Raw genomic sequence first — 21452 nt, 5'->3', positions numbered from 1 at the left:
TTTATTCCTCCTGTTTTTTTAATATAGTATGTTGCGCTTTGAGCATTTCCTGTAGGCCTGCGCATGTATCTTTATCGTTACTTTCGATCGTTTTCCATATTAATTCCCCGAAATCACTGTATTTCTCTTTTTGAAGCACGCCCATATTGCATGCTCTCAAGATGGAATAACCGATTTCCAGGGCTTCAGAAGAATCCGGGAGTTCCTTTACTTTTTCCTTGACTGCGGTTTTAAATAAATCCCTTAATTCCCTATAATATTCATAGATTTCTTCTGACATCTGGCCAATTGTTTCTATTAGAGCTATCAGATCACTTCCTGCAAGCCTTTCTTCCCCCCGGAACAAAGCTGCAATCTCATTATAATGTTCTTTTCTTTTATACCTTGTCTCGTATGCTGTTACAAAGGGCATAAAATCTAAGGTCCAATCATTCTGCCCGATGAATGACTCTATCGTCTGTCTGTATTTATCATTCCCTGTCTGATCCAAAGCAAAAAAGCAGGCCAGGCTATCCTGTATCGGCAGACCTTCTGCCAATCCTTCCGGAGCTTCCAGTCCGCTTAGATAAGTCATTACAGCCTCCTTACAGACCTCTTCGCCGGTAGCTTCATACATCTGTATTGCCCCCGTCAGCTGGTATGGTTTTATTCTCTTAATTCTGCATTCCATAACTTTTGTCTGCCCTTTTCTTTATGGGAGCCGCCATAAAATTATGGCGGCTCGTATGAAATATGTATCACTTATTCAAACTGTCAGAATTCTTAACTAACTCTCAAGAGTCTCTGTAATGCCCTTAATCAGTTCACTTGCTGCCTGTTTGGAATCAATTTCCCCTGTGCTTAACTTACCAAATACTTTATAGTAAACGCCATCAGGATTTGCTTTTAAATCATTGTGCTCGAACTTGCTGTCTAAGTTGAACTTGCTGTAATTCATAACCTTTGTATTAGCTTCAATGGTCAGAGAATCGCCAAGTTTGTTCGCCTCAAGAATCTTTAAGCCCTCTGTAGAGCAAGGAATCCCTCTCTCTGTGGAAACGATCTTAACGCCTTCCTCATCATTTAACAAGAAGTTGATTAACATTGCTGCTTCCTTTGGATGCTTGGAATTACCTGCAACAGCAAATGCCATGGAAATCTTTGTAAAGCCTCCGTTGTTATCGCCCATCTTAACGAACTCACCGACTACGAACTTTTGGCCAGGCTTGTTTACGCTGCCTTCCAGTGCTGCCATGAATTTAGAAGCAGAGGAATCCCACTCAAAGATACCTGCATACTTGCCATCGATCCATTTTGCATTCTTGTCAAGAGAGTCAGCCATATCACCCTGAATGGTTGCCAACGTCGGAATGACATGCTTCGTTTCCAGTTCGGTAATGAAATCCATTCCGTCCTTAACTTCATCTTCCGTATAGTTGACCTCTCCGCCTTCAACCCAGTTTTTACCGTACTTGGATTCCAGATAATAAACCATTAAAATCATACGATCGTATTCGCCAAGGGCTAAAGGATACATATCCGGATCTTTTGCTTTAAATGCTGCACCTGCTGCATACAGGGAATCCAGATCAGTAGGAATGTCACAGCCTACTTCTTCAAATGCAGTTTTATTCCAATAAAATACACGTCCTGTTAATGAAATCGGAACAGCCATTAACTTATTGTCAACCTTACAGAGGTCAAGGCTTTCCGGTGTAAACTGTTTTAAATCAAGAACATCGGAGTAATCCTCCAGATTGGCAAATGCTGTTCCGCCCTGGCTATAGGATTCGATCCAGTTCCAGTTGATCTGCATAACATCAGCAGCATTTCCGCCTAAAATATTTAAAGACTGCTTCTCTTCCCAGCCGGTCCATGCGCCATACTCAGGGGTCACCTTGATGTTTGGATATTTCGCTTCAAATGCCTTAATCGCTTCTTCTGTTGCAGCATGTCTGGTATCGCCGCCCCACCAGGAAAACTTAAGCTCTACCGGCTCTCCGGAAGTAGTTGGCTCCGCCGTTGTCGCTTCACCTGCCGCTGCAGCAGTTGTCTCTGCCGCTGTAGAAGCTGCTGTCCCACTTGTGCTCTTTCCCCCGCCGCAGGCGCTTAAGGACACTGTCATAACAGTTGCTAACCCCATCGCAGCCCACTGTTTGATTTTTTTCATAGTTTTCTCTCCTTTTTCTTACCCTCATAATTGAGTTCTTCAAAGCCCTGTGTAAGTGGTTCCACTTTTTCTACATTTTTTAACATGTTTGCGTAAGCGCTTACACTCAGCTTTTTCCTTATTATAACATCCATCTACTTATATTTCATTTCAAATCTCGCACAAAACATTGCAAATATTGACATCCTATGGTATAACTTTAGTATAAATAGCTAAGGAATTTATGGTTTATGAAAGTACTTACCTCTTTTTCAGATGGAATAGATCAATGCATTGCCTCCCGGTCATTCTCGATTGTACATCTCCACAACGAGTTGGGAGTTTTAAGCATGCACAGTCATCGCTGCCACGAGTTTCACTTTTCCTTAAGCGGAGGCAGCACATTCTTGATCGATAATAAAAATTACCTGATTGAACCGGGGAGCCTGTTCATGATCAGCCAATATGAAAAGCATCATTTGCTGCAGATGGATACCACCAGCCCTCAGGAACGTTTTGTTATATTCATAGACCCCTCCTATCTGGAGAGCATCTCAACGCCGCAGACGGATCTGACCTACTGTTTTACCCACAGACCTGAGAGATTTTCCCACCGTATCGCCTTAAACCATGGACAGCAGCGGCATTTCATGTATTTTTTTAATAAAATAGCTGTGGAAGAGGGATTCGGTCAGGATGTGGTGGAACGTTCTGCCTTTGCCGAGTATATGGTTTTCATGACAAAATTGGCTGCAGAGGCCTTTCTTGGAAAGGAATCGGTAGAACAGAAACAGTATTTCAGCAGTAAGGTGACCGACATCATCGCCTATATCCACCACAACATCGATTCCCAGCTAAGCATCGGAGATATTGCGGCCCATTTTTATTTAAGTACCTCTTATCTTTGCAGGCTGTTCAAGAAAAGCACCGGTACAACCATCAATTCCTACATAATCTCCCGCCGCATCGAACTGGCCCAGAAACTTCTGTCAGGCGGCTACAGCGTCAATGAGGTTTACAGCATGTGCGGGTTTAACGACTACAGTAATTTTTTTAAAGCTTTTACAAGAAAAGTGGGGATTTCACCGAAGAAATATTCACAGAATAGTTTAAGATAATATGATTTGGGGATTGGAACCCGGTAATCCGGGACCCAATCCCCATTTATATTCCTGTTTCTTTATTGATTGTATACCCAGCCGGTTCTTTTCATCTCCGTATAGGCAAGAAGGAAGGGTCCTACCCCTTTGGCATCATCTTTAACAATGGGCTCGGACATGTAATAATCAAAAGTTCCGTCTCTTCTCTCTTTGCCGCCAAGTCCGGCCACCAGGCAGATTCCTCCCAGGCTTATATCCCCCTCTTCCAGATGAAGATAGGTATTGCAGATTCCCTCAAAGGCCTTTTTGCCTGAACCGGCATAGGACTCCGGAAGATAACCCAAACGGACTCCCTTTAAAATGGCATAAGAGAAAATGGCGCTTCCGCTGGTTTCCAGATAATTCCGGTCCATGCCGCCTAAGTTTACCACCTGATACCACATACCGCTTTCATCCTGGTACTTTAACATAGAGTCTATCAGGTCACGGAAGGCTTCCTCCATCTCCTTTAAGCTTTCCTTATCCGACGGATCTGACTTGTCCATGGTATCTAAAAGAGCCATGGCGTACCAGCCCAACGCTCTCAGCCAGAAATTCTGGGACAGCCCGGTCACCTTGTCACACCAGAACATCTCTCTGGAAGAATCGTACGCATGGTAGTAAAGACCGGTTTCCGTATCCCTCATGATCCTCATCGCATTGGCAAACTGGCTGTAAATATCGCCGCAGTTTTCCTTTTGATTAAACCGGGTTTCGTATTCCATATAAAATGGCTGACACATGTACAGACCGTCAAGCCAAACCTGGTTTGGATAAATATTCTTATGCCAGAAGTTTCCCTCTTTTGTCCGCGGCATCTTTCCGATCTGGCTGTAAACCAGATCAATGGCTTTTCTGTATTTTTCCTTACCCGTCAGGTCGTAAAGCTCGAACAGGGTTTTTCCTGCATTGACATTGTCAATGTTCCGTTCTTCCACATCATATCCGTCAATGGTCCCATCCTCTCTCACCCTGTAATCGATAAATGTGTCCGCAAAATTCAGATATTTTAAATCCCCGGTAATGGCGTACATTTCTAAAATGGATTTGATCATACAGCCGTCTATGTAATTCCATCCGGTCTTCTCCCCCTGAAGCAGCTTCTCAACGTTCCATAACGGACGGTCCGGTGTACTCTTCTCCATCAGTTCATTGATATACCTTTCAATTGCATCCATGTTCTTCTTCTCCTTATTTTCTTCCCTTTTCTCCCCTTAAGCGTTCGTTTCGCTATGGTCATTTTAATACAAGCATAACCGGAAAAAACCCGGTTGTCAAATTGCATTAAAAAACAGACAATAAAAAATGGCGGGAAACAGCCGGGAATTTACTAAAAATCCCGTTTGCTCTCGCCAATTCATTCTATTTCATTTCATTAAAAACCCAGTGCCTCATCCACAAAGATGATTTCGCACTTCATGCCCATAGGAGCCCGGTCGATCACCGCCGTTATTCGGCAGATCCGTTCAGGGCTGTTACAGTCATAGCACTTATCTCCTTTTTGGGCGCACGGCGTCTTCGCATGGATTCTTTGGGCATTTTGCGGAGCAGCCACATTCCTGCTTCGGTAAATGGCGTCCTCCAAGTTGGGGGTAATTTTGTTTTTGCCCACAACATAATAGCATGTCTGAGGTCCAAAAGCGGTCATAGCCACCCGGTTTCCAGTTCCGTCGATATTAACGATCTGCCCGGTCTCCGATACGGCATTGGCGCTGGTTATATAGATATTGGCGCAGTTTGCCAGATGCCGCACTTCTCTGGAAGGCACCTTGTTGTGCCATACCACGGCATTGTTCTTAAGCAGTGCTTCATATAGACCCATTTCCAAAAGGGTCACGCTTCCGCCAAATCCAATGGTCTGGTTCTTTAAAGCGTCCACAAGATAATCACGTGCTTCTTCTTTTGTAGGAAAAAGCTGTGTGGAAAACCCGTGTTTTTCAAAATTCTGCCTGATCACCGTATATTCCATATTCGCCTCCAGCTGAATCTGACTCAATTATCTTACAAGCATCTTGCTGATCTGATACTGGTCTTCCGGGATGTCCTTTGTCATGCTGAGGGCTTCCTGAATATCGAAATCCTGGAATTCTCCGTGCTTATAGCCTACGACACGGTTGCTTTTTCCCTCACACAGAAGCTCTACTGCCCTTGCGCCCATAATGGAAGCATAGACACGGTCCTTGCAGGTAGGCGCGCCGCCTCTCTGCATATGGCCCAGGATGGTAGCTCTGGTCTCAATGCCTGTGGCAGCCTCGATTCTCTTAGCCATAGAGGAGGAATGGCCGATGCCCTCTGCATTGATGATGATATGATGCTTTTTGCCCCGCTTTCTGTTCTCTATGATACGGTTAATGAGGGCCTGTTCATCGCCGTCATAGCGCTCCGGCAAGAGAATGTCCTCGGCGCCGTTTGCAAAACCGCACCAAAGGGCAATATAGCCTGCATTACGTCCCATTACCTCGATGATGCTGCAGCGCTCGTGGGAAGTGGATGTATCACGTACCTTATCAATGGCCTCCATGGCTGTGTTGACAGCCGTATCAAAGCCTATGGTGTAATCCGTACAGGCAATATCTAAGTCAATGGTTCCAGGAAGTCCAATGGTATTGATCCCAAGCGCGGAAAGCTTACCGGCTCCCCGGAATGAACCATCTCCTCCGATGACCACAATGCCGTCGATATTATGTTTTCTGCAGATCTCAGCACCCTTTTTCTGCCCTTCGGCAGTTGTGAACTCCTGACATCTGGCTGTATATAAAACGGTTCCTCCGCGGTGAATAATATCGGATACACTGGTGCTGTTCATATCAACAATTTCTTCCTGCAGAAGGCCTGCGTATCCCCTCATGATTCCCTTTACTTCCAATCCTTTATGGATTGCAGTCCTGACAATTGCGCGGATTGCAGCGTTCATACCTGGTGCATCACCGCCGCTGGTTAATACGCCGATGGTTTTCACTTGTTTTGCCATAGTAGCTTCCTCCTGATTCACGGATATCTGTTATTGTAAGTTTTTCATTGCATACATGTTGTATTCTAATTCATTTTCCCAATCTTTTCAAGTTTTTTTTCTATAAGCTTGACATTTTTTTCACCAAGTTTTTTAACCAGAGCATCCAGGAGTCCATCTCCCGCGTTCACGTTCCGGTTGGCCGGCAGAACCTTTCTGGCCCGTTCTTTTTCCAGATAGATGATGACTGAATCATCGCCCTCTGATTCCTTTAGGTCATTTAAGATTTCCCGTTCTACCACCATATAGGATTCCTTATCAGGGAATTTCAGCCACAGTTCCTTTGGCAGAGCTGAAAATGGAGTTACCCGCTCACAGATCAGTTTTCCCACCGGATCCTCTCCCACGGATACCCTGCCTTGTATGAAGACCTTGGAGTCTTCCACAAAAAGCTCCCTCTTGCTCTCATAATCCTTGGGGAACACGATTACTTCCACGGATCCTGCCAGATCCTCCAGGATAAGAAATGCCATCATTTTGTTGTTTCTAGTAGTTTTTACTGTCTTTCCTGTAATCATACCTCCGATGGTCACGTAAGAACCGTCGGAAACACCGGCATCTCCAGTTTCCTCGTCCACAACAAAATCTATGGTGGTTGCGGTAATATTATTTCTCCAGGTGGTTTCGTAAGCTTCCATGGGATGACCGCTTAAATAAATGCCAAGAGTCTCCTTCTCAAATGCCAGAAGATCTTCCTTTATGAATTCTCCCACATCAGGGAACGTAATCTGAAAATGGCTCTTTTCTTCTTCCCCTGCAATATCAAACAGAGTCATCTGGCCTTCCATGGTATTTTTCCGTTCCTTGGCTTTATGCTCCAAAAGCTCCGGTGCAATCAAAAGCTTCTGCTTTCTTGTACCTGGAAGAGTATCCAATGATCCGGATTTTATGAAATTTTCCAGAGTCCTTTTATTGACCTCTTTATTGCTCATCCGGTCAATAAAATCTTCCATATCGTGAAATATTCCATTTTGTTCCCGTTCCGCAACGATCTGCTCTACCACGGACTTTCCTACGCTCTTAATGGCCGACAAGCCGTAGCGGATGGATCCTCCTGAAACGGAAAACCCGCTTTCTCCCTCGTTAATATCCGGCGGAAGAATGGAGATTCCCATCTGTCTGCAGCTTAATATATATTCGGATACTTTTGTTACGTTATCCATGACCGAAGTAAGAAGTGCTGCCATAAATTCCTGGGGATAATAATATTTTAAAAAGGCGGTCTGATAAGATACCACCGCATAAGCTGCCGCATGGGACTTATTAAAGGCGTATTTGGCAAAATCGATCATCTCGTCATAGATTTGATTTGCCGTCTTTTCATCGATTCCATTGGAGATACACCCGGTTACTTCCTCTTCTGGATTCCCATAAACAAAATTCTGCCGTTCCTTTTCCATGACAGAAGTCTTCTTCTTTGACATGGCTCTTCGCACTAAGTCGCTGCGGCCCATGGTATATCCGGCAAGGTCCCTTACGATCTGCATTACCTGCTCCTGGTATACGATACAGCCATAAGTAGGACCTAAGATGGGCTCTAACTGGGTGCATTCATAGGTTATGGAGCTTAAGTCGTTCTTCCCCTTTAAATACTTTGGAATAAAGTCCATAGGACCTGGGCGGTAAAGGGATATTCCGGCAATAATATCTTCCAGGCTTCCCGGTTTCAGCTCCTTCATAAAGCTCTTCATACCGGAACTTTCCAGCTGGAACACTCCATCGTCCTTTCCGGTACCAATGGAATCCAGCACTGCCTTGTCATTATAATTGATCCGGTCCATATCAATGGATAATTGCCTGTTTTTCTCTATGCCCTTTACCGCATTCTGAATAACGGTCAGAGTGCGCAGCCCAAGGAAGTCCATTTTTAAAAGCCCCAGTTCTTCCAGAGTCGTCATGGTAAACTGTGTGGTAATGGTTCCGTCGGCTGCTCTGGAAAGAGGAACATATTCATCCACAGAAGTCCGGCTGATCACAACTCCGGCAGCATGCATGGACGTGTGCCTGGGCAGGCCTTCCAGACGCATAGACATGTCAATGAGGTATTTGACCTCAGGATCTTCCTCGTATGCATTTCTTAAGTCAGGGCTTTGCTTTAAAGCCTTTTCAAGGGTCATGCCAAGGTCTCCCGGGATCATCTTTGCTATGGTGTCGCAACGGGCGTAGGGCATGTCCAGCACCCTTCCTACATCCCTTACCACACCCTTGGCCGCCAGGGTACCAAAGGTCACGATCTGGACCACCTGGTCCTTTCCATACTTCCGGACCACATAGTCGATAACTTCCTGACGCCGTTCAAAGCAGAAATCCACGTCAATATCAGGCATGGAAATTCGCTCCGGATTCAAGAAACGCTCAAACAGAAGGTTATAGCGGATAGGGTCGATGTTCGTGATCCCCAAACAGTAGGACACGATGCTCCCAGCTGCGGATCCCCGTCCCGGCCCCACGATAATATCCTGGGACCTGGCGTAATGAATGAAATCCCATACGATCAGGAAATAATCCACGTACCCCATGGTATGAATGACATCCAGCTCATAATCAAGCCTTTCCTTTAGTTCCCCGTCATCCTGGGGATAATGGCGCTCAAAGCCCTCCAGGCATAGCTTGTTTAAATAGGACCAGGAATCATACCCATCCGGCACATCGTACTTTGGCAGTTTGGTTACGCCGAACTCAATCTCTACGTTACAGCGCTCTGCAATCTTGTAAGTGTTGTCAATGGCTTCTCCTGCATAGGAGAAGAGCGTACGCATCTCCTCTTCGGATTTGCAGTAATATTGGCCCCCCTCGTAGCGCATGCGGTTCTCATCCGCCACCTTTTTTCCGGTCTGAATACACAGCAGGATATCATGAGGTGTGGCATCCTCTGCATAGGTATAGTGGATATCATTGGTGGCCACCAAATCGATCCCGGTTTCCTGACTCATCCGTAAAAGGTTCTGGTTTACCGTATTCTGAGCCGGTATTCCGTGATCCTGAAGCTCCAGAAAGAAATTCCCCTTCCCGAATATTTCCTGATAGCGAAGGGCCGCTTCCCTTCCCTTCTCATACTGTCCGCGGCCGACCAGCCTCTGTACCTCTCCTGCCAGACAGGCACTTAATGCAATGATCCCTTCACTGTATTCCTTTAAAATCTCATAATCCACTCTTGGTTTATAGTAAAATCCATCTACAAAGCCCTTTGAGACAATCTTCATTAAGTTCTGGTAGCCCTGGTTATTCTCCGCCAATAAGACCAGATGATAGTAACGGTCCTCCCCGCCCACGGTTTCCCTGTCAAACCTTGATCCAGAGGTCACATATACCTCACACCCGATGATGGGCTTGATTCCCACCTCTCTGGCCGCCCTGTAAAAATCAATGACGCCATACATCACCCCATGATCAGTGATGGCCATGCTGTCCATTCCAAGCTCCTTTGCCCTGGCCACAAGCTCTTTTATCTTACAGGAGCCGTCCAACAGACTGTATTCCGTATGGACGTGTAAATGTGTAAATGCCATTTGTGCCTCCCTTCTTCTTTACCTATGTATGTATAAGGCCGCAGTGAAAGCCTGAGAGTCCTGTTTCACACTGCTCATTGCTTTTGTAAATAGTATACCATAAAGAAACATGCCGGAAAACCTTTTGTACCAGATTATATCTGAATTGTAACGCACGCACAAGAGGCGGAGCCTCCAATATCAGAGCCTCCGCCTGGAACATACAGTATTCTTTAAATATTACTCGTGATTGCTTAAGTATTTTTCGATTTCGGCAACCGCCTGTTCCTCATCCGTACCGTCCGCAGTGATCGTAATCTGTTCTCCCGCTGCAAGTCCCAGAGTCATCATGCCCATAATACTCTTTGCATTTACTCTCTTGGATTCGATTTCAACATAAATGTTGCTTTCATACTGGCTTGCAACCTGAACCAGCATAGCAACTGGTCTTGCCTCTAAGCCTGATGCAAGTTCAACGGTGACTGTTTTTCTTACCATAATTATCCTCCTCAATCCTATGAACGGATTATTCCATTCCGCTGCTAATGCCTGTCCCGCGCAGCCGCCCTGCCAGGTCGCCAAGCTTTCTAAGTCGGTGGTTCACTCCTGATTTGCCTACAGGAGGGTCCAGAGCTTCTCCAAGCTCTTTTAATGTTGCTTCCGGCCTCTCCAACCGTTCCCTGGCAATTTCGCTTAAATTGTCCGGAAGATTATCAAGTCCGATTGTATCTCTGATATATGTTATATCTTCTATCTGCTTTACCGCAGCTGATACCGTTTTATTAATATTGGCAGTCTCGCAGTTGACCTGTCGGTTCACACTGTTGCGCATGTCCTTTAAGATCCTGATGTTTTCCAGTTCCATTAAGGCCACCGGAGCTTCCATAACATTCAGAATATCTACGATCTGGTTTCCTTCTTTTATATAAACCACAAAATAGCGTTTCCTCTTAACGATCTTTGCCTCAAGGTCAAAGGTCGCGATAATGGACTTTAGCTGCTGTGCTTTTTCTTCTGTTGCACATACGATTTCAAAGTGGTAGAATTTCTCAGGATCACTTATGGATCCGGAAGAGAGAAATGCACCACGGATAAATGCCCTCCTGCAGCAGGACTGCTGAATGACAACATTCCTTACAAGATTTAAGTTTTCCCCTATTTCTCCGTTTTCATCAAGAAGCTTTGTGGCATGTAAAACACGGATCGCCTCCTCATGTTCCCGGATTGTCACCGTATAGGTACGGTTTTTATTTAAATAAGCATTTCTTCTAATGGACACATCAGTACTTATATTAAATGTTTTTTTCAATAATGTAAAGTACTTTCTTGCAACTGCCACATTTTCCGTATTAATTTTAATCGTATAGCGGTCGTCTTCCGATATGATTATTTTTCCGCAAAGGCTTATGATCGCAGCCATCTCAGCAATCTGGCAATGCCTTGCCGGACTGATCTGTCTGGAAAGCTCTTCTTTTAACTTGGAAGAAAATGACATGGCTAGACCATCCTTTTCCGTATATTATCCTTATCGATGTCCCGGTGTTCGATCTTAATCCCAAATTCCTCCCTGGACTTAAACCTGTCATAAACAGACCTGGCAATGGTGACCGACCGGTGCTTGCCGCCTGTACATCCGATGGCAATTACCAGCTGGTTCTTTCCCTCCAGTACATAATTGGGAATCAGAAATTCCAGCATATCGTTAAGCTTGTCTAAAAACAGGGCAGCGGTCCCATGCTGCATCACATAGTCCCGCACTTCTTTTTCTTCTCCGGTTTTAGGCCGCAGATCTTCTGCATAGTAGGGATTTGGCAAAAACCTTACATCAAATACCAGATCCGCATCCGACGGAATCCCATACTTGAATCCAAAAGAAAGGATCGTGATATATAAATTCCGGTAGGATTCCCGGTTCACAAATATTTTTTCCAGCTCCTGCCTGAGTTCCTTTGTAAGAAGCCGGCTGGTATCGATGATAAAATCCGCTTCTTCCTTTAAAAACCCCAGCTTTACCCGTTCTTTTTCAATCCCGCTGTCGATCCTTCCGCCAGCCGCCAGGGGATGGGCTCTCCTGGTTTCCTTATAGCGCTTAATCAGTGTTTCGTCACCTGCATCAAGGAAGAGAATTTCAAAGGGTACCCGTTTTCTTGACCAATCATCAAAAATCCTGTTTAAAACCGATAAATCCTCTCCACTTCGGATATCAATCCCCATAGCTGCGTTCCGGATCCCTCCCTGATTGCTCAGGGTCAGCTCTGCGAACGTTTCAATCAGGGGAATGGGAAGATTATCCACGCAATAAAATCCCATATCCTCCAGCATCTTAAGCGCCTGGGTCTTTCCTGCGCCTGACATGCCTGTTACAATTACAAGCCTCACGTTGTTCTCCTTTGCACCGTTAAAACTTCCCCAGTGTCTTTACCTCCATCTCAAGAGCTACTCCGGAATTTTTTAATACCCTTTTTTTCACCTCTTCACACAGGTTTCTGATATCAGCTGCAGTTGCGCCGTCTTTGTTAATGACAAAACCGCAGTGCTTCTCCGAAACCTGAGCGCCGCCCAGGGAAAAACCTCTTAATCCGGCCTCCTCTATGAGCTTGCCGGCAAAATGCCCTTCCGGTCTCTTAAAGGTGCTTCCCGCACTTGGATATTCCAAAGGTTGTTTTTCCTTTCTCCTGCGGGCCAGTTCATCCATCCGGTTTTTAATTGAAACCTCATCTCCATCCCTTAACCGGATCTTGGCTTCCAACACAACATATTGCTTTGGTATAATGCAGCTGGCTCGGTATCCTAAAGAAAGCTGGTCAGCAGGCAGCTCCCTTACTTCTCCCTCCGGTGTCAATACTCTAACAGACCGGAGAACCTCCTTCATCTCCGAACCATAAGCTCCGGCGTTCATCACCACAGCTCCACCTAGGGTGCCCGGTATCCCGGCTGCAAATTCAAAACCGGTTAAGGTCGCCCTATATGCTTCCAGTGCAATCCGGGCAAGCGGTGCTCCGGCTCCAGCTTTTAAAACCCCTGTCTCTTTATCCACCTGGCAGTGGTTTAAGCGGTCCATGGAAATGACCACTCCATCATAGCCTTCATCTCCAACCAGAAGATTGCTTCCATTGCCAAGTATGAAAAAAGGCACCTCTTCCCGACGGCAAAGAGCCATAACAGCAGCAAGCTCTTTCTCATCTGCCGGAATCACAAAGCAGGCGGCAGGCCCCCCCACCCGGAATGAGGTATGCTTTCGCATCTCTTCCCCAACTTTTATATGGTCTTTATCAGCTGCACCAAGAAGTTTTTCATAAAATCCAGTCATCAGACACCTCAATCATCCTGTTTTCTTGAAAGGTTTGCCTGAACGCGGTTATATAATTCCTGAGCCGCGTTGTACCCCATCTTCTTTTGTCTGTAATTGACGGCAGCAGATTCAACAATAATGGCCAGATTACGTCCCGGACGCACCGGAATGGAATGACATACCACCCGGTTTCCAAGGAATTCCGTATACTGGTCCTCGATTCCCATTCTGTCGTATTCCTTATCTCTATCCCAGTCCTCCAGTTTGATCACCATATCTATGGCCTGAGTATCCTTTACACTTTCCACGCCGAACAGCGTCTTGACATCAATGATGCCGATGCCCCTTAATTCAATAAAATGCCTGGTAATCTCCGGTGCGGTTCCAATCAGCGTCTCATCGCTAACCTTGCGGATTTCCACCACATCATCGGTTACAAGACGGTGACCTCGTTTGATCAGTTCCAGAGCCGCCTCGCTTTTTCCAATGCCGCTTTCTCCCATGATCAGCACGCCTTCGCCGAATACGTCAACCAAAACCCCGTGAATGCTGATACAGGGTGCAAGCTTCACTTTAAGCCAGCGGATGATCTCCGCCATAAGATCGGAAGTGGTTTTATCTGATACAAGGCATGGCACGCCGTAATGGTTGCAAAACGCCAGCATATCTTCGTCCGGACTCTGGCTCCGGCTGTATACCAGGCACGGAATCTGGCTGGATAAAAGCTTGTCGTACATCTCAAGCTTTCTGTCATGTTCCATCTGATGAATGTATTCCTGTTCCACATAACCGATGATCTGCACCCGCTCGTTGTCAAAATGGTCGTAAAATCCGGCTAACTGTAAAGCCGGACGATTGACATCCGGATGGCTGATCACAATTTTTTCCGCGTCAATCTCCGGAGTCATGTTCCGGAAATTCATCTTCTTTATCAAATCAGTAATAGCTACTCCATGCATGGCGCTCCTCTTTTCCATCTGTTTTTTTCATACTAACACAGATTTCGTCATTTGAAAAGCTATATGTGGAAGAACTCGTAAACGCTTTTCGCTGCCAGAGCATTCATACCCGGTACTTCGGAAAGCTCCTCCACGGTCGCTTCCTTTATGGCTTCCAGCCCTTTAAACCGGCGCATCAGCGCCTTTCTCCTATTGGGGCCTATGCCAGGAATATCGTCAAGAATGGATTTTACCTGTCCCTTGCTTCTTAAACTTCTATGGTATTCGATGGCAAACCGGTGTGCTTCATCCTGGATCCTGGTGACCAGCTTAAATCCTTCGGAATGCCTGTCAATGGGAATTTCCACGTTATTATAGTAAAGCCCTCTTGTCCTGTGATTGTCATCCTTTACCATACCGCAGACAGGAATGGAAATATCCAGTTCCTTTAAAACCTCCAGGGCAATGTTTACCTGCCCCCGTCCTCCATCCATCATGATTAAGTCCGGGAAACGGGTAAAGCTTCCAAGCTCCTCATCCACGCCCTTTTCTTTTAAGCTTTCCGCTTCCTTAAGGCCATGAGAAAATCTTCTTGTGAGCACCTCATTCATGGAAGCATAATCATTGGCACCCTTGACCCATTTGATCTTAAACTTCCTGTAATCATTTCTCTTGGGTCTTCCATTTTCATAGACAATCATGGAGCCTACAGACTCAAAGCCGCTTATGTTGGAAATATCAAATGCCTCGATCCGCTTAATGCCGGAAAGGCCGAGCCAGCCGCCTACCTCATTCATGGCGCCGATGGTACGAAGCTCTTCCCGCTTTATCTTTTCCTTATCCTGAGAAAGAACCAGTGCGGCATTTTTCTCCGCCAGTTCCACCAGGCGTTCCTTCTGGCCTTTCCGGGGAACTACGATTCTGACCTTCTGACCGCGCTTTGCAGAAAGCCATTCCCCTATGACGCTTTCATCCTCAAGATCGGTCTGCACCCACAGCTCTTTTGGAACAAAAGGAGTTCCTGCATAAAACTGTTTGACAAAACTGGTCAGGATCTGCTTGTTATCCTCTGCCGTTGCGATACTTACATGGAAATGCTCCCGGCCGATAAGCCTGCCTTCCCGGACAAAGAATACCTGAACCACGGCATCCTTTTCATCCTTTGCTATAGCAATGATATCCCGGTCTTCCATGCCGCTGTCCGTGATCTTCTGCTTCTGGGAGATCTGCTTTACACTGTTTAACAGATCCCGGTACTCAATGGCCTTTTCATAATCCATTTCTTCCGATGCCGCCTGCATCTTCTCTTCCAGCATCTTAATTACAGGTCCATATTTTCCGCCTAAAAAGTCCAGGGCACGGTTTATGGATTTCCAGTAATCTTCCTTGCTGATATAATCCTGGCACGGGGCCGAACACTGCTTGATATGGTAATTCAAGCAGGGACGTTCCTTCCCGATGTCTCTTGGCAGATTCCGGTTGCAGGTTCTTATCTGATAAAGCTTATGGATCAGCTCAATGGTATCCTTTACCGCTCCGGCGCTTGTATATGGTCCGAAATACTTGCTTTTATCTTTTTTCATATCCCTGGAAAATAAGATCCTGGGATAGTCCTCGTAAACCGTTACCTTGATATAGGGATAGGTCTTATCATCCTTTAGCATGGTATTGTAACGGGGACGATGTTCCTTAATGAGATTGCATTCCAGCACGAGGGCTTCCAGCTCAGAGTCTGTTATAATGTATTCAAACCGGGCGATCCTCGACACCATTTGTTCGATTTTTGCCGTTTTATTTCTGCTGCTCTGAAAGTACTGCCTGACCCTTTTTTTTAAGCTGATGGCTTTTCCCACATAGATGATTTCGTCCCGCTTGTCGTGCATGATATACACGCCAGGCTGGGACGGCAGTTTTTTTAATTCTTCTTCTATATTAAATGACCTGTGGTCCACTGAAACAAATCACCTCAATCTTGATCCCTCGTATTTATTCTGCAGCTCCAGATACCTTTTCACTGCATAATATTTCTCCTCAGGTTCTGAATCCGGCCTTCCGATCTCCATAATCTCGCAGATTGCCAAAAGCTCTTCCGCAGAAAAATGGTCCTTCCGATTCTCAAGAACCTCCAACTTCTCATGATACGTCCCGGCATCAAGAAATGCAAGGAGATTTTTATTTTCATGATGGCAATCATCCGGGGGCAAACTCTCCACACTTTGGAGACTGGCTTCCGCTACAGGCTGTTCAGAACCGGTGTCCACCCGTTCAAACCTGTATTTCTGCTTTACATCCGGATACTTTTCATGGTCCACCTCACTGATAAACATGGACAACGGACGGGCATATGTTCCAAAGGATCCATATAACGCCTGATAAACAACCAACTCTTCTCCTGTTTCGGAATGAACCGCAACGGTTATCACCTGGTACATCTTGTCTTTAAAATGCCGGTAAAAATCTCCTGGTCTGGGTGCTCTGTCCATGGCTTTCCTCACTTCCTAATCCCTTAAGCCGCCTGTGGTCACAATGACAACATCGGGCTTGGGTCTGGTTTTCTTTTTATTTTCCTTCTTCGTCTCCTGTTCCGTCTCTGCTGCTGTGCTTCCTTCCAGGCTCTTTTCTGTTCTCTCTTCTTTACCTACCGTCTGTGCCTCAGTTGGAGCTTCTGTTGATACCTTAGTTGTTACTTCTGTTGATACCTCAGCTGATATGGAAGAGGTCGCTTCCGTTTCTCTTATTCTGGCAAGCTTCTCTGCCTCCTCCTTCGCCGCCTCCCGGCTTAAGAAACCATCCCAGGTATACCGGTTGGATGCACTCCAAAGAATCCACTCATCATAGCCTGCATCATAGACCGCCTGGATCTGGGCTCTTACTTCCTTAGCCCCGTAAGTAATATGGTGTTCCAGATAGGAAGCCGTAAAATCCTGGAGCCAGGGACGGACAATGGCCTGATGCTTCCCAGCCACTCTGGCAGTTTCCAGATCCTGCCTGGACAGCTTTAAAGCGGCTCGTATGGTACGGTATGGCTCCATATCCGGATGATCGATTCCAAAGTTACCGTCACCGTAATGGGAAGGGTAGATCATGGGACAAATATAATCCAGGTGGCATGCCATCTCCTGATAGATCTGCCCTACTGCCTCTGCGTCCACCTTGCTTCCGATGATGGTGCCAAACACATCTGCCGAAACAAAAACATGGCGGGAAGACAGCTTGTCATATGCATACTGGATAAATTCCGTAATAATATCTGTTTTGGAACGGCCCCTGGTATCCTTTTCGTCAAATACCACCTGCTTCATGGAGCTGTCCGTGGAAAAACGGATGTAGTCAAACTGGACTTCATCAAATCCAACCTTGGAAGCTTCGGTTCCCACCTCCACCAGATAATCCCATACCTCTGTCCGGTAAGGGTTCACCCAGGCCAGTCCCTTGTTATCCCGGTGTAAACTTCCGTCCTTGTTCTTAAGTGCCCATTCCGGCTTTTTCTCGGCCAGATAAGGATCCCTGAACGCCACCACCCGGGCAATGGTATAAAGCCCCCTGGCCTTTAACTGAGCCATGAGACTATCAATATCTTTGATGTACTTTTCTGTGGCACCGATCTCATTAACCGTAGGTGCATCCGCCATGGCAAAGGTAATCCGCCCGTCATCATTCTTCACATCAATGACAACCGTATTAATCTCAGTACCCTGGATCTTGTCCAATATTTTCTGGAGCCCTTCAGAGCCGGCCATATATCCGGAAATATAGATTCCCTTTACCTTTACCGGCTTCTTTCCCGGTTTTGCGGAAACTTCAACAGGAAGCTTCCCAGCCTCTGCCTCTGTGCTCTGCTCGGATTCCTCTGTACTCTGCTGAGATTCTTCTGTTTTGTTGTCTTTCTCTGGGGGGTCGGAAATTCCTTTGTACCTGCTGCATCCGGAGGTTACCAATGAGAATGCAATCACTGCCAAAAGCCATCTTTTCATAATACTCCTGTTCACTTTCTTTATGGTTTCAGGTGTTGAATGTAATAAATATTTAACATTTTACCACAATTTGTAAAATTTTCCAATAAAAATTACATTTTCCGGATGCAGCCTTATTCTTTTAGCCTCTTATTTCATAAGCTATGTACTCTTTATCCAAATAATTCCCCACTTTTCCTTTGTATGATCTGCCTCTGTTTTCAGCCGTTCTGACTGCTCTCCCGGCAGAAACAGGAAAGCTCATGGTCATTGACCACTCCAATTGCCTGAAGATAGGAATAGATGGTAACAGAACCTACAAAGGCCATTCCCCTCTTCTTTAAATCTTTCGAAACCTGGTCGGAAAGCTCCGTTTTTACCGGGAAGTTGTCATCCTGATTGATGATGACTTCCTTGTTTGTGAATCCCCATAGATACTCGGAAAAAGAGCCGAACTCCCGCTGGATCTCCATAAAAGCGCGGGAATTCTTTACTGCAGCTTCTATTTTTTTCCGGTTCCTTATAATGCCGGTATTCTCCATTAAGCTATTTATTTTCTCCTCACCGTAGCATGCCACCTTTTCCACATCAAAGCCATCAAAGGCTTCCCGGAAGAATTCTCTCTTTCTCAGTATGGTGATCCAGGAAAGACCTGCCTGAAAGGTTTCCAAAAGGAACATCTCATAAAGCTTTTTATCATCATAAACAGGAACTCCCCACTCTTCGTCGTGATATTTCACATAAACCGGCGAGGATTCATCCACCCAAAAGCATCGTTTTTTCTCCATTTATCTTGCAAGCACCTCCGCTCCTTCTTCCGTGATCAAAACAGTATATTCCCACTGGGCAGACAGGCTTCCATCCTTTGTATAGATGGTCCAACCGTCAGTGTCATCCTGTACTACATCGGCTTTTCCGGCATTTACCATTGGCTCAATGGTAAATATCATCCCTGGTACAAGAAGCATGTCGGTTCCCCGTGTGCCGATGTGGCTTACCCATGGCTCCTCATGGAAATCCACGCCCACGCCGTGTCCGCCGATCTCCCGCACTACCGTAAAGCCATTGGCATAGATATGTTCCGAGATAGCTGCTCCGATATCTCCCAGATGGCCCCATGCCCTGGCTTCCTTCACAGCCAGATCCACACTCTCCTTTGTGACACGGACAAGTCTTAATGCTTCATCCGATACATTTCCGATGCAGAACATTCTGGAGGCATCGGCGTAGAAACCGTCAACAATGGTGGTCACATCCACATTGACAATATCCCCATCCTTTAAGATCCGGTTAGAATCCGGAATTCCGTGGCATACTACCTCATTGATGGATATGCACACACTTTTGGGATACCCCTCAAAATTAAGGGTAGCGGGGATTCCTCCCATTTTGATAGTATTCTCGTGTACCAGTGTATTAATATCTTCCGTACTGATGCCAGGCTTTATCATCTCATCCACCAGATCAAGAATCTGGTTGTTTACAATTCCTGCACGGCGGACTCCTTCAATCTGAGCCGGCGTTTTTATCATATAGTGCTCTGGAACCTCATCTCCCATGACCGCATAGTTTTCAAGCTTTTGGTCAAAGGGCAGATGGCAGTTTTTGTATTTTTTTCCGCTACCGCACCAACATGCATCATTTCTTCCTATTTTAAACATTTCCATCCTCCTTCTTACTACAACGTTTTAACACGTTTGAGGCCGGTTGTAAAGGGTTTCAGGAAAAAGAAGGTGATAGGAAAAAATCCGTGGTAATTTCATAATTTGTATGATACAATTTATAAGTACTATGGTCAAAAAGTTCGTGTATGCGATATGGTTCAACCATGCCATTTCTAATTTGGCGGATAAAACATATTTCCGAAAGGTATATGTATTTGCCGCCAAATTATTCATGTTGGGCGTCTGCCCTCTGGAAATAATTACACAATTGTTTCTGCATGACTGAACTGTAAGCACACATCATGGAGGGACAAATGAAATTCGGATTTGATAACAATAAGTATTTAACCATGCAGTCAGAACACATCAGGGAACGGATCAGCCAGTTTGGCGACAAGCTTTATCTGGAATTCGGCGGCAAGCTGTTTGATGATTATCACGCTTCCAGGGTGCTCCCAGGGTTTGAACCTGACAGCAAGCTCCGCATGCTGATGCAGCTGTCAGACCAGGCAGAAATCGTGATCGCTATCAACGCTGCGGATATTGAGAAGAATAAAATCCGCCATGATCTGGGCATCACTTATGATGTGGATGTCTTACGACTGATCCAGTCCTTTACGGATAAAGGGCTATATGTGGGAAGCGTTGTTATCACACAGTATTCCGGCCAGAAGGCTGCTGACTTATTTAAAAGTAAGTTGGAGAAAATGGGAATTAAAGTATACCGCCACTATATCATTGACGGTTATCCAAGCAATGTTTCTCTTATTGTCAGCGACGAAGGATATGGCAGGAATGATTATATAGAAACAACAAAGCCCCTTGTTATTATTACTGCACCAGGACCTGGAAGCGGAAAGATGGCAACCTGCTTATCCCAGCTTTACCACGAGAACAAGCGGGGAATCAAGGCAGGATATGCGAAATTTGAGACATTCCCCATCTGGAATATCTCCTTAAAGCATCCGGTAAACTTGGCCTACGAGGCTGCTACCGCAGACTTAAACGATGTTAATATGATCGATCCTTTTCATCTGGAGGCCTATGGAAAGACCACCGTTAATTACAACCGTGATGTAGAGATCTTTCCGGTACTAAGTGCTATCTTTGAGGGAATCTACGGAGAATGCCCTTATAAATCCCCCACTGACATGGGCGTAAATATGGTCGGCTTCTGCATGGTGGATGATGAAGTATGCAGGGAAGCTTCCATGCAGGAAATCATCAGGCGTTATTACCAGGCCCTTTCCCGTCTAGCAAGGGATATGGGTTCCAAAGATGAGGTCTATAAAATCGAGCTTCTTATGAAGCAGGCAAAAATAACTGCTGACATGAGAAAGGTTGTGAATGCTGCCAACAAGCTGGCCGAAGTAAAAGGCTCTCCGGCTGCTGCCCTTGAATTAGAGGACGGAACCATTGTCACAGGAAAAACGACCAACTTATTAGGTGCATCTGCTGCTCTCCTGTTAAATACAGTCAAGGTTTTAGGAGATATTCCTCATGACATCCATCTAATTTCTCCATCTGCCATTGAACCGATTCAGAAATTAAAGATCAACTATCTGGGCAGCAAAAATCCCAGACTTCATACGGATGAGGTTCTAATTGCGTTGTCCGCCAGTGCTGCAACCGATCCCAATGCTCAGATTGCCCTGGAACAGCTTCCGAAATTAAAGGGGTGTGACGCCCATACTTCGGTACTGCTTTCCGATGTGGATGTTAAGGTGTTTAAGAAATTGGGTGTAAATCTGACCTGCGAACCTATTTATGAAGAGAAGAAAATCTATCATTAATTAGGAAGATGCTGCTGGTGCTCGAGGACATGCTGCTCCATTTAACT

General features: G+C 45.7%; 19 protein-coding genes. 2 read left to right on the top strand and 17 right to left on the bottom strand.

The annotated features are described in order from the left end of the window. Nucleotide 1: 1 nt before the first annotated feature. The 3 genes from BMX69_RS01600 to BMX69_RS24310 form a co-directional block, all read right to left on the bottom strand. A complete protein-coding gene (locus BMX69_RS01600) occupies nt 2-670 on the bottom strand; it encodes a hypothetical protein (RefSeq protein WP_100041367.1) in 669 nt (222 codons plus the stop codon). Nucleotides 671-766: 96 nt separating this feature from the next. Beyond that, on the bottom strand, nt 767-2149 hold the full coding sequence (locus BMX69_RS01595; RefSeq protein ID WP_100041366.1) for an ABC transporter substrate-binding protein: 1383 nt from the start codon (nt 2147-2149) through the stop codon (nt 767-769). Then, entirely contained in the window at nt 2146-2283 is a 138-nt protein-coding gene (locus BMX69_RS24310; RefSeq protein WP_166433161.1) for a hypothetical protein, read from the bottom strand. Before BMX69_RS24310 ends, BMX69_RS01595 begins: the two co-directional genes overlap by 4 nt. A 96-nt stretch (nt 2284-2379) precedes the next feature. Here BMX69_RS24310 and BMX69_RS01590 point away from each other — a divergent pair, with 96 nt between their 5' ends. Then, nucleotides 2380-3246 carry a helix-turn-helix transcriptional regulator gene (locus tag BMX69_RS01590; protein WP_100041365.1) on the top strand — a complete coding sequence of 289 codons (867 nt, stop codon included), beginning with the start codon at nt 2380-2382 and terminating at the stop codon, nt 3244-3246. Between the two features lie 62 nt (nt 3247-3308). Here BMX69_RS01590 and BMX69_RS01585 read toward each other — a convergent pair whose 3' ends face one another. From BMX69_RS01585 to BMX69_RS01520, 14 genes are all read right to left on the bottom strand, one after another. Then, on the bottom strand, nt 3309-4445 hold the full coding sequence (locus BMX69_RS01585) for a glycoside hydrolase family 88/105 protein (RefSeq protein ID WP_100041364.1): 1137 nt from the start codon (nt 4443-4445) through the stop codon (nt 3309-3311). Nucleotides 4446-4642: 197 nt separating this feature from the next. After that, complete coding sequence (locus tag BMX69_RS01580; protein ID WP_054791963.1) at nt 4643-5236, bottom strand: lactate utilization protein; 594 nt, start codon at nt 5234-5236, stop codon at nt 4643-4645. Between the two features lie 27 nt (nt 5237-5263). Beyond that, the gene (gene pfkA / locus BMX69_RS01575) at nt 5264-6238 is read right to left on the bottom strand and encodes a 6-phosphofructokinase (protein WP_025231836.1); all 975 of its coding nucleotides are present in this window, start codon (nt 6236-6238) and stop codon (nt 5264-5266) included. A 65-nt stretch (nt 6239-6303) separates the two neighbouring features. After that, nucleotides 6304-9786 carry a DNA polymerase III subunit alpha gene (locus BMX69_RS01570; RefSeq protein WP_100041363.1) on the bottom strand — a complete coding sequence of 1161 codons (3483 nt, stop codon included), beginning with the start codon at nt 9784-9786 and terminating at the stop codon, nt 6304-6306. Nucleotides 9787-10005: 219 nt separating this feature from the next. After that, on the bottom strand, nt 10006-10263 hold the full coding sequence (locus BMX69_RS01565) for an HPr family phosphocarrier protein (RefSeq protein WP_054791962.1): 258 nt from the start codon (nt 10261-10263) through the stop codon (nt 10006-10008). Nucleotides 10264-10291: 28 nt separating this feature from the next. Beyond that, the gene (whiA, locus tag BMX69_RS01560; protein ID WP_054791961.1) at nt 10292-11260 is read right to left on the bottom strand and encodes a DNA-binding protein WhiA; all 969 of its coding nucleotides are present in this window, start codon (nt 11258-11260) and stop codon (nt 10292-10294) included. A 2-nt stretch (nt 11261-11262) separates the two neighbouring features. Further along, nucleotides 11263-12144 carry an RNase adapter RapZ gene (rapZ, locus tag BMX69_RS01555; protein ID WP_025231833.1) on the bottom strand — a complete coding sequence of 294 codons (882 nt, stop codon included), beginning with the start codon at nt 12142-12144 and terminating at the stop codon, nt 11263-11265. Between the two features lie 19 nt (nt 12145-12163). Continuing rightward, nucleotides 12164-13075, bottom strand: coding sequence for a UDP-N-acetylmuramate dehydrogenase (gene murB / locus BMX69_RS01550; protein ID WP_100041362.1), 912 nt, complete (start codon nt 13073-13075; stop codon nt 12164-12166). A gap of 8 nt (nt 13076-13083) precedes the next feature. Next, on the bottom strand, nt 13084-14016 hold the full coding sequence (hprK, locus tag BMX69_RS01545; RefSeq protein WP_025231831.1) for an HPr(Ser) kinase/phosphatase: 933 nt from the start codon (nt 14014-14016) through the stop codon (nt 13084-13086). 59 nt (nt 14017-14075) lie between these two features. After that, a complete protein-coding gene (gene uvrC, locus BMX69_RS01540) occupies nt 14076-15947 on the bottom strand; it encodes an excinuclease ABC subunit UvrC (RefSeq protein ID WP_100041361.1) in 1872 nt (623 codons plus the stop codon). 9 nt (nt 15948-15956) lie between these two features. After that, nucleotides 15957-16478 (bottom strand): DUF1653 domain-containing protein, encoded by a 522-nt coding sequence (locus tag BMX69_RS01535; protein ID WP_054791960.1) that lies wholly within the window; start codon nt 16476-16478, stop codon nt 15957-15959. A 15-nt stretch (nt 16479-16493) separates the two neighbouring features. Next, a complete protein-coding gene (locus tag BMX69_RS01530; protein ID WP_100041360.1) occupies nt 16494-17969 on the bottom strand; it encodes a putative glycoside hydrolase in 1476 nt (491 codons plus the stop codon). A 200-nt stretch (nt 17970-18169) separates the two neighbouring features. Further along, entirely contained in the window at nt 18170-18736 is a 567-nt protein-coding gene (locus BMX69_RS01525; protein ID WP_100041359.1) for a DNA-3-methyladenine glycosylase I, read from the bottom strand. Then, the gene (locus BMX69_RS01520) at nt 18737-19609 is read right to left on the bottom strand and encodes a methionyl aminopeptidase (protein WP_054791959.1); all 873 of its coding nucleotides are present in this window, start codon (nt 19607-19609) and stop codon (nt 18737-18739) included. Between the two features lie 317 nt (nt 19610-19926). On the opposite strand from BMX69_RS01520, the gene BMX69_RS01510 reads away from it, so the two are divergent. Continuing rightward, nucleotides 19927-21405 carry a DUF1846 domain-containing protein gene (locus BMX69_RS01510; protein ID WP_054791957.1) on the top strand — a complete coding sequence of 493 codons (1479 nt, stop codon included), beginning with the start codon at nt 19927-19929 and terminating at the stop codon, nt 21403-21405. Nucleotides 21406-21452 lie beyond the last annotated feature (47 nt).

Source organism: Lacrimispora sphenoides JCM 1415, assembly GCF_900105615.1.
GTDB classification, from domain to species: Bacteria; Bacillota; Clostridia; order Lachnospirales; family Lachnospiraceae; genus Lacrimispora; species Lacrimispora sphenoides.
Note: the sequence above shows the minus strand (reverse complement) of the source record. Positions and strands in the feature narration are given on the sequence as shown.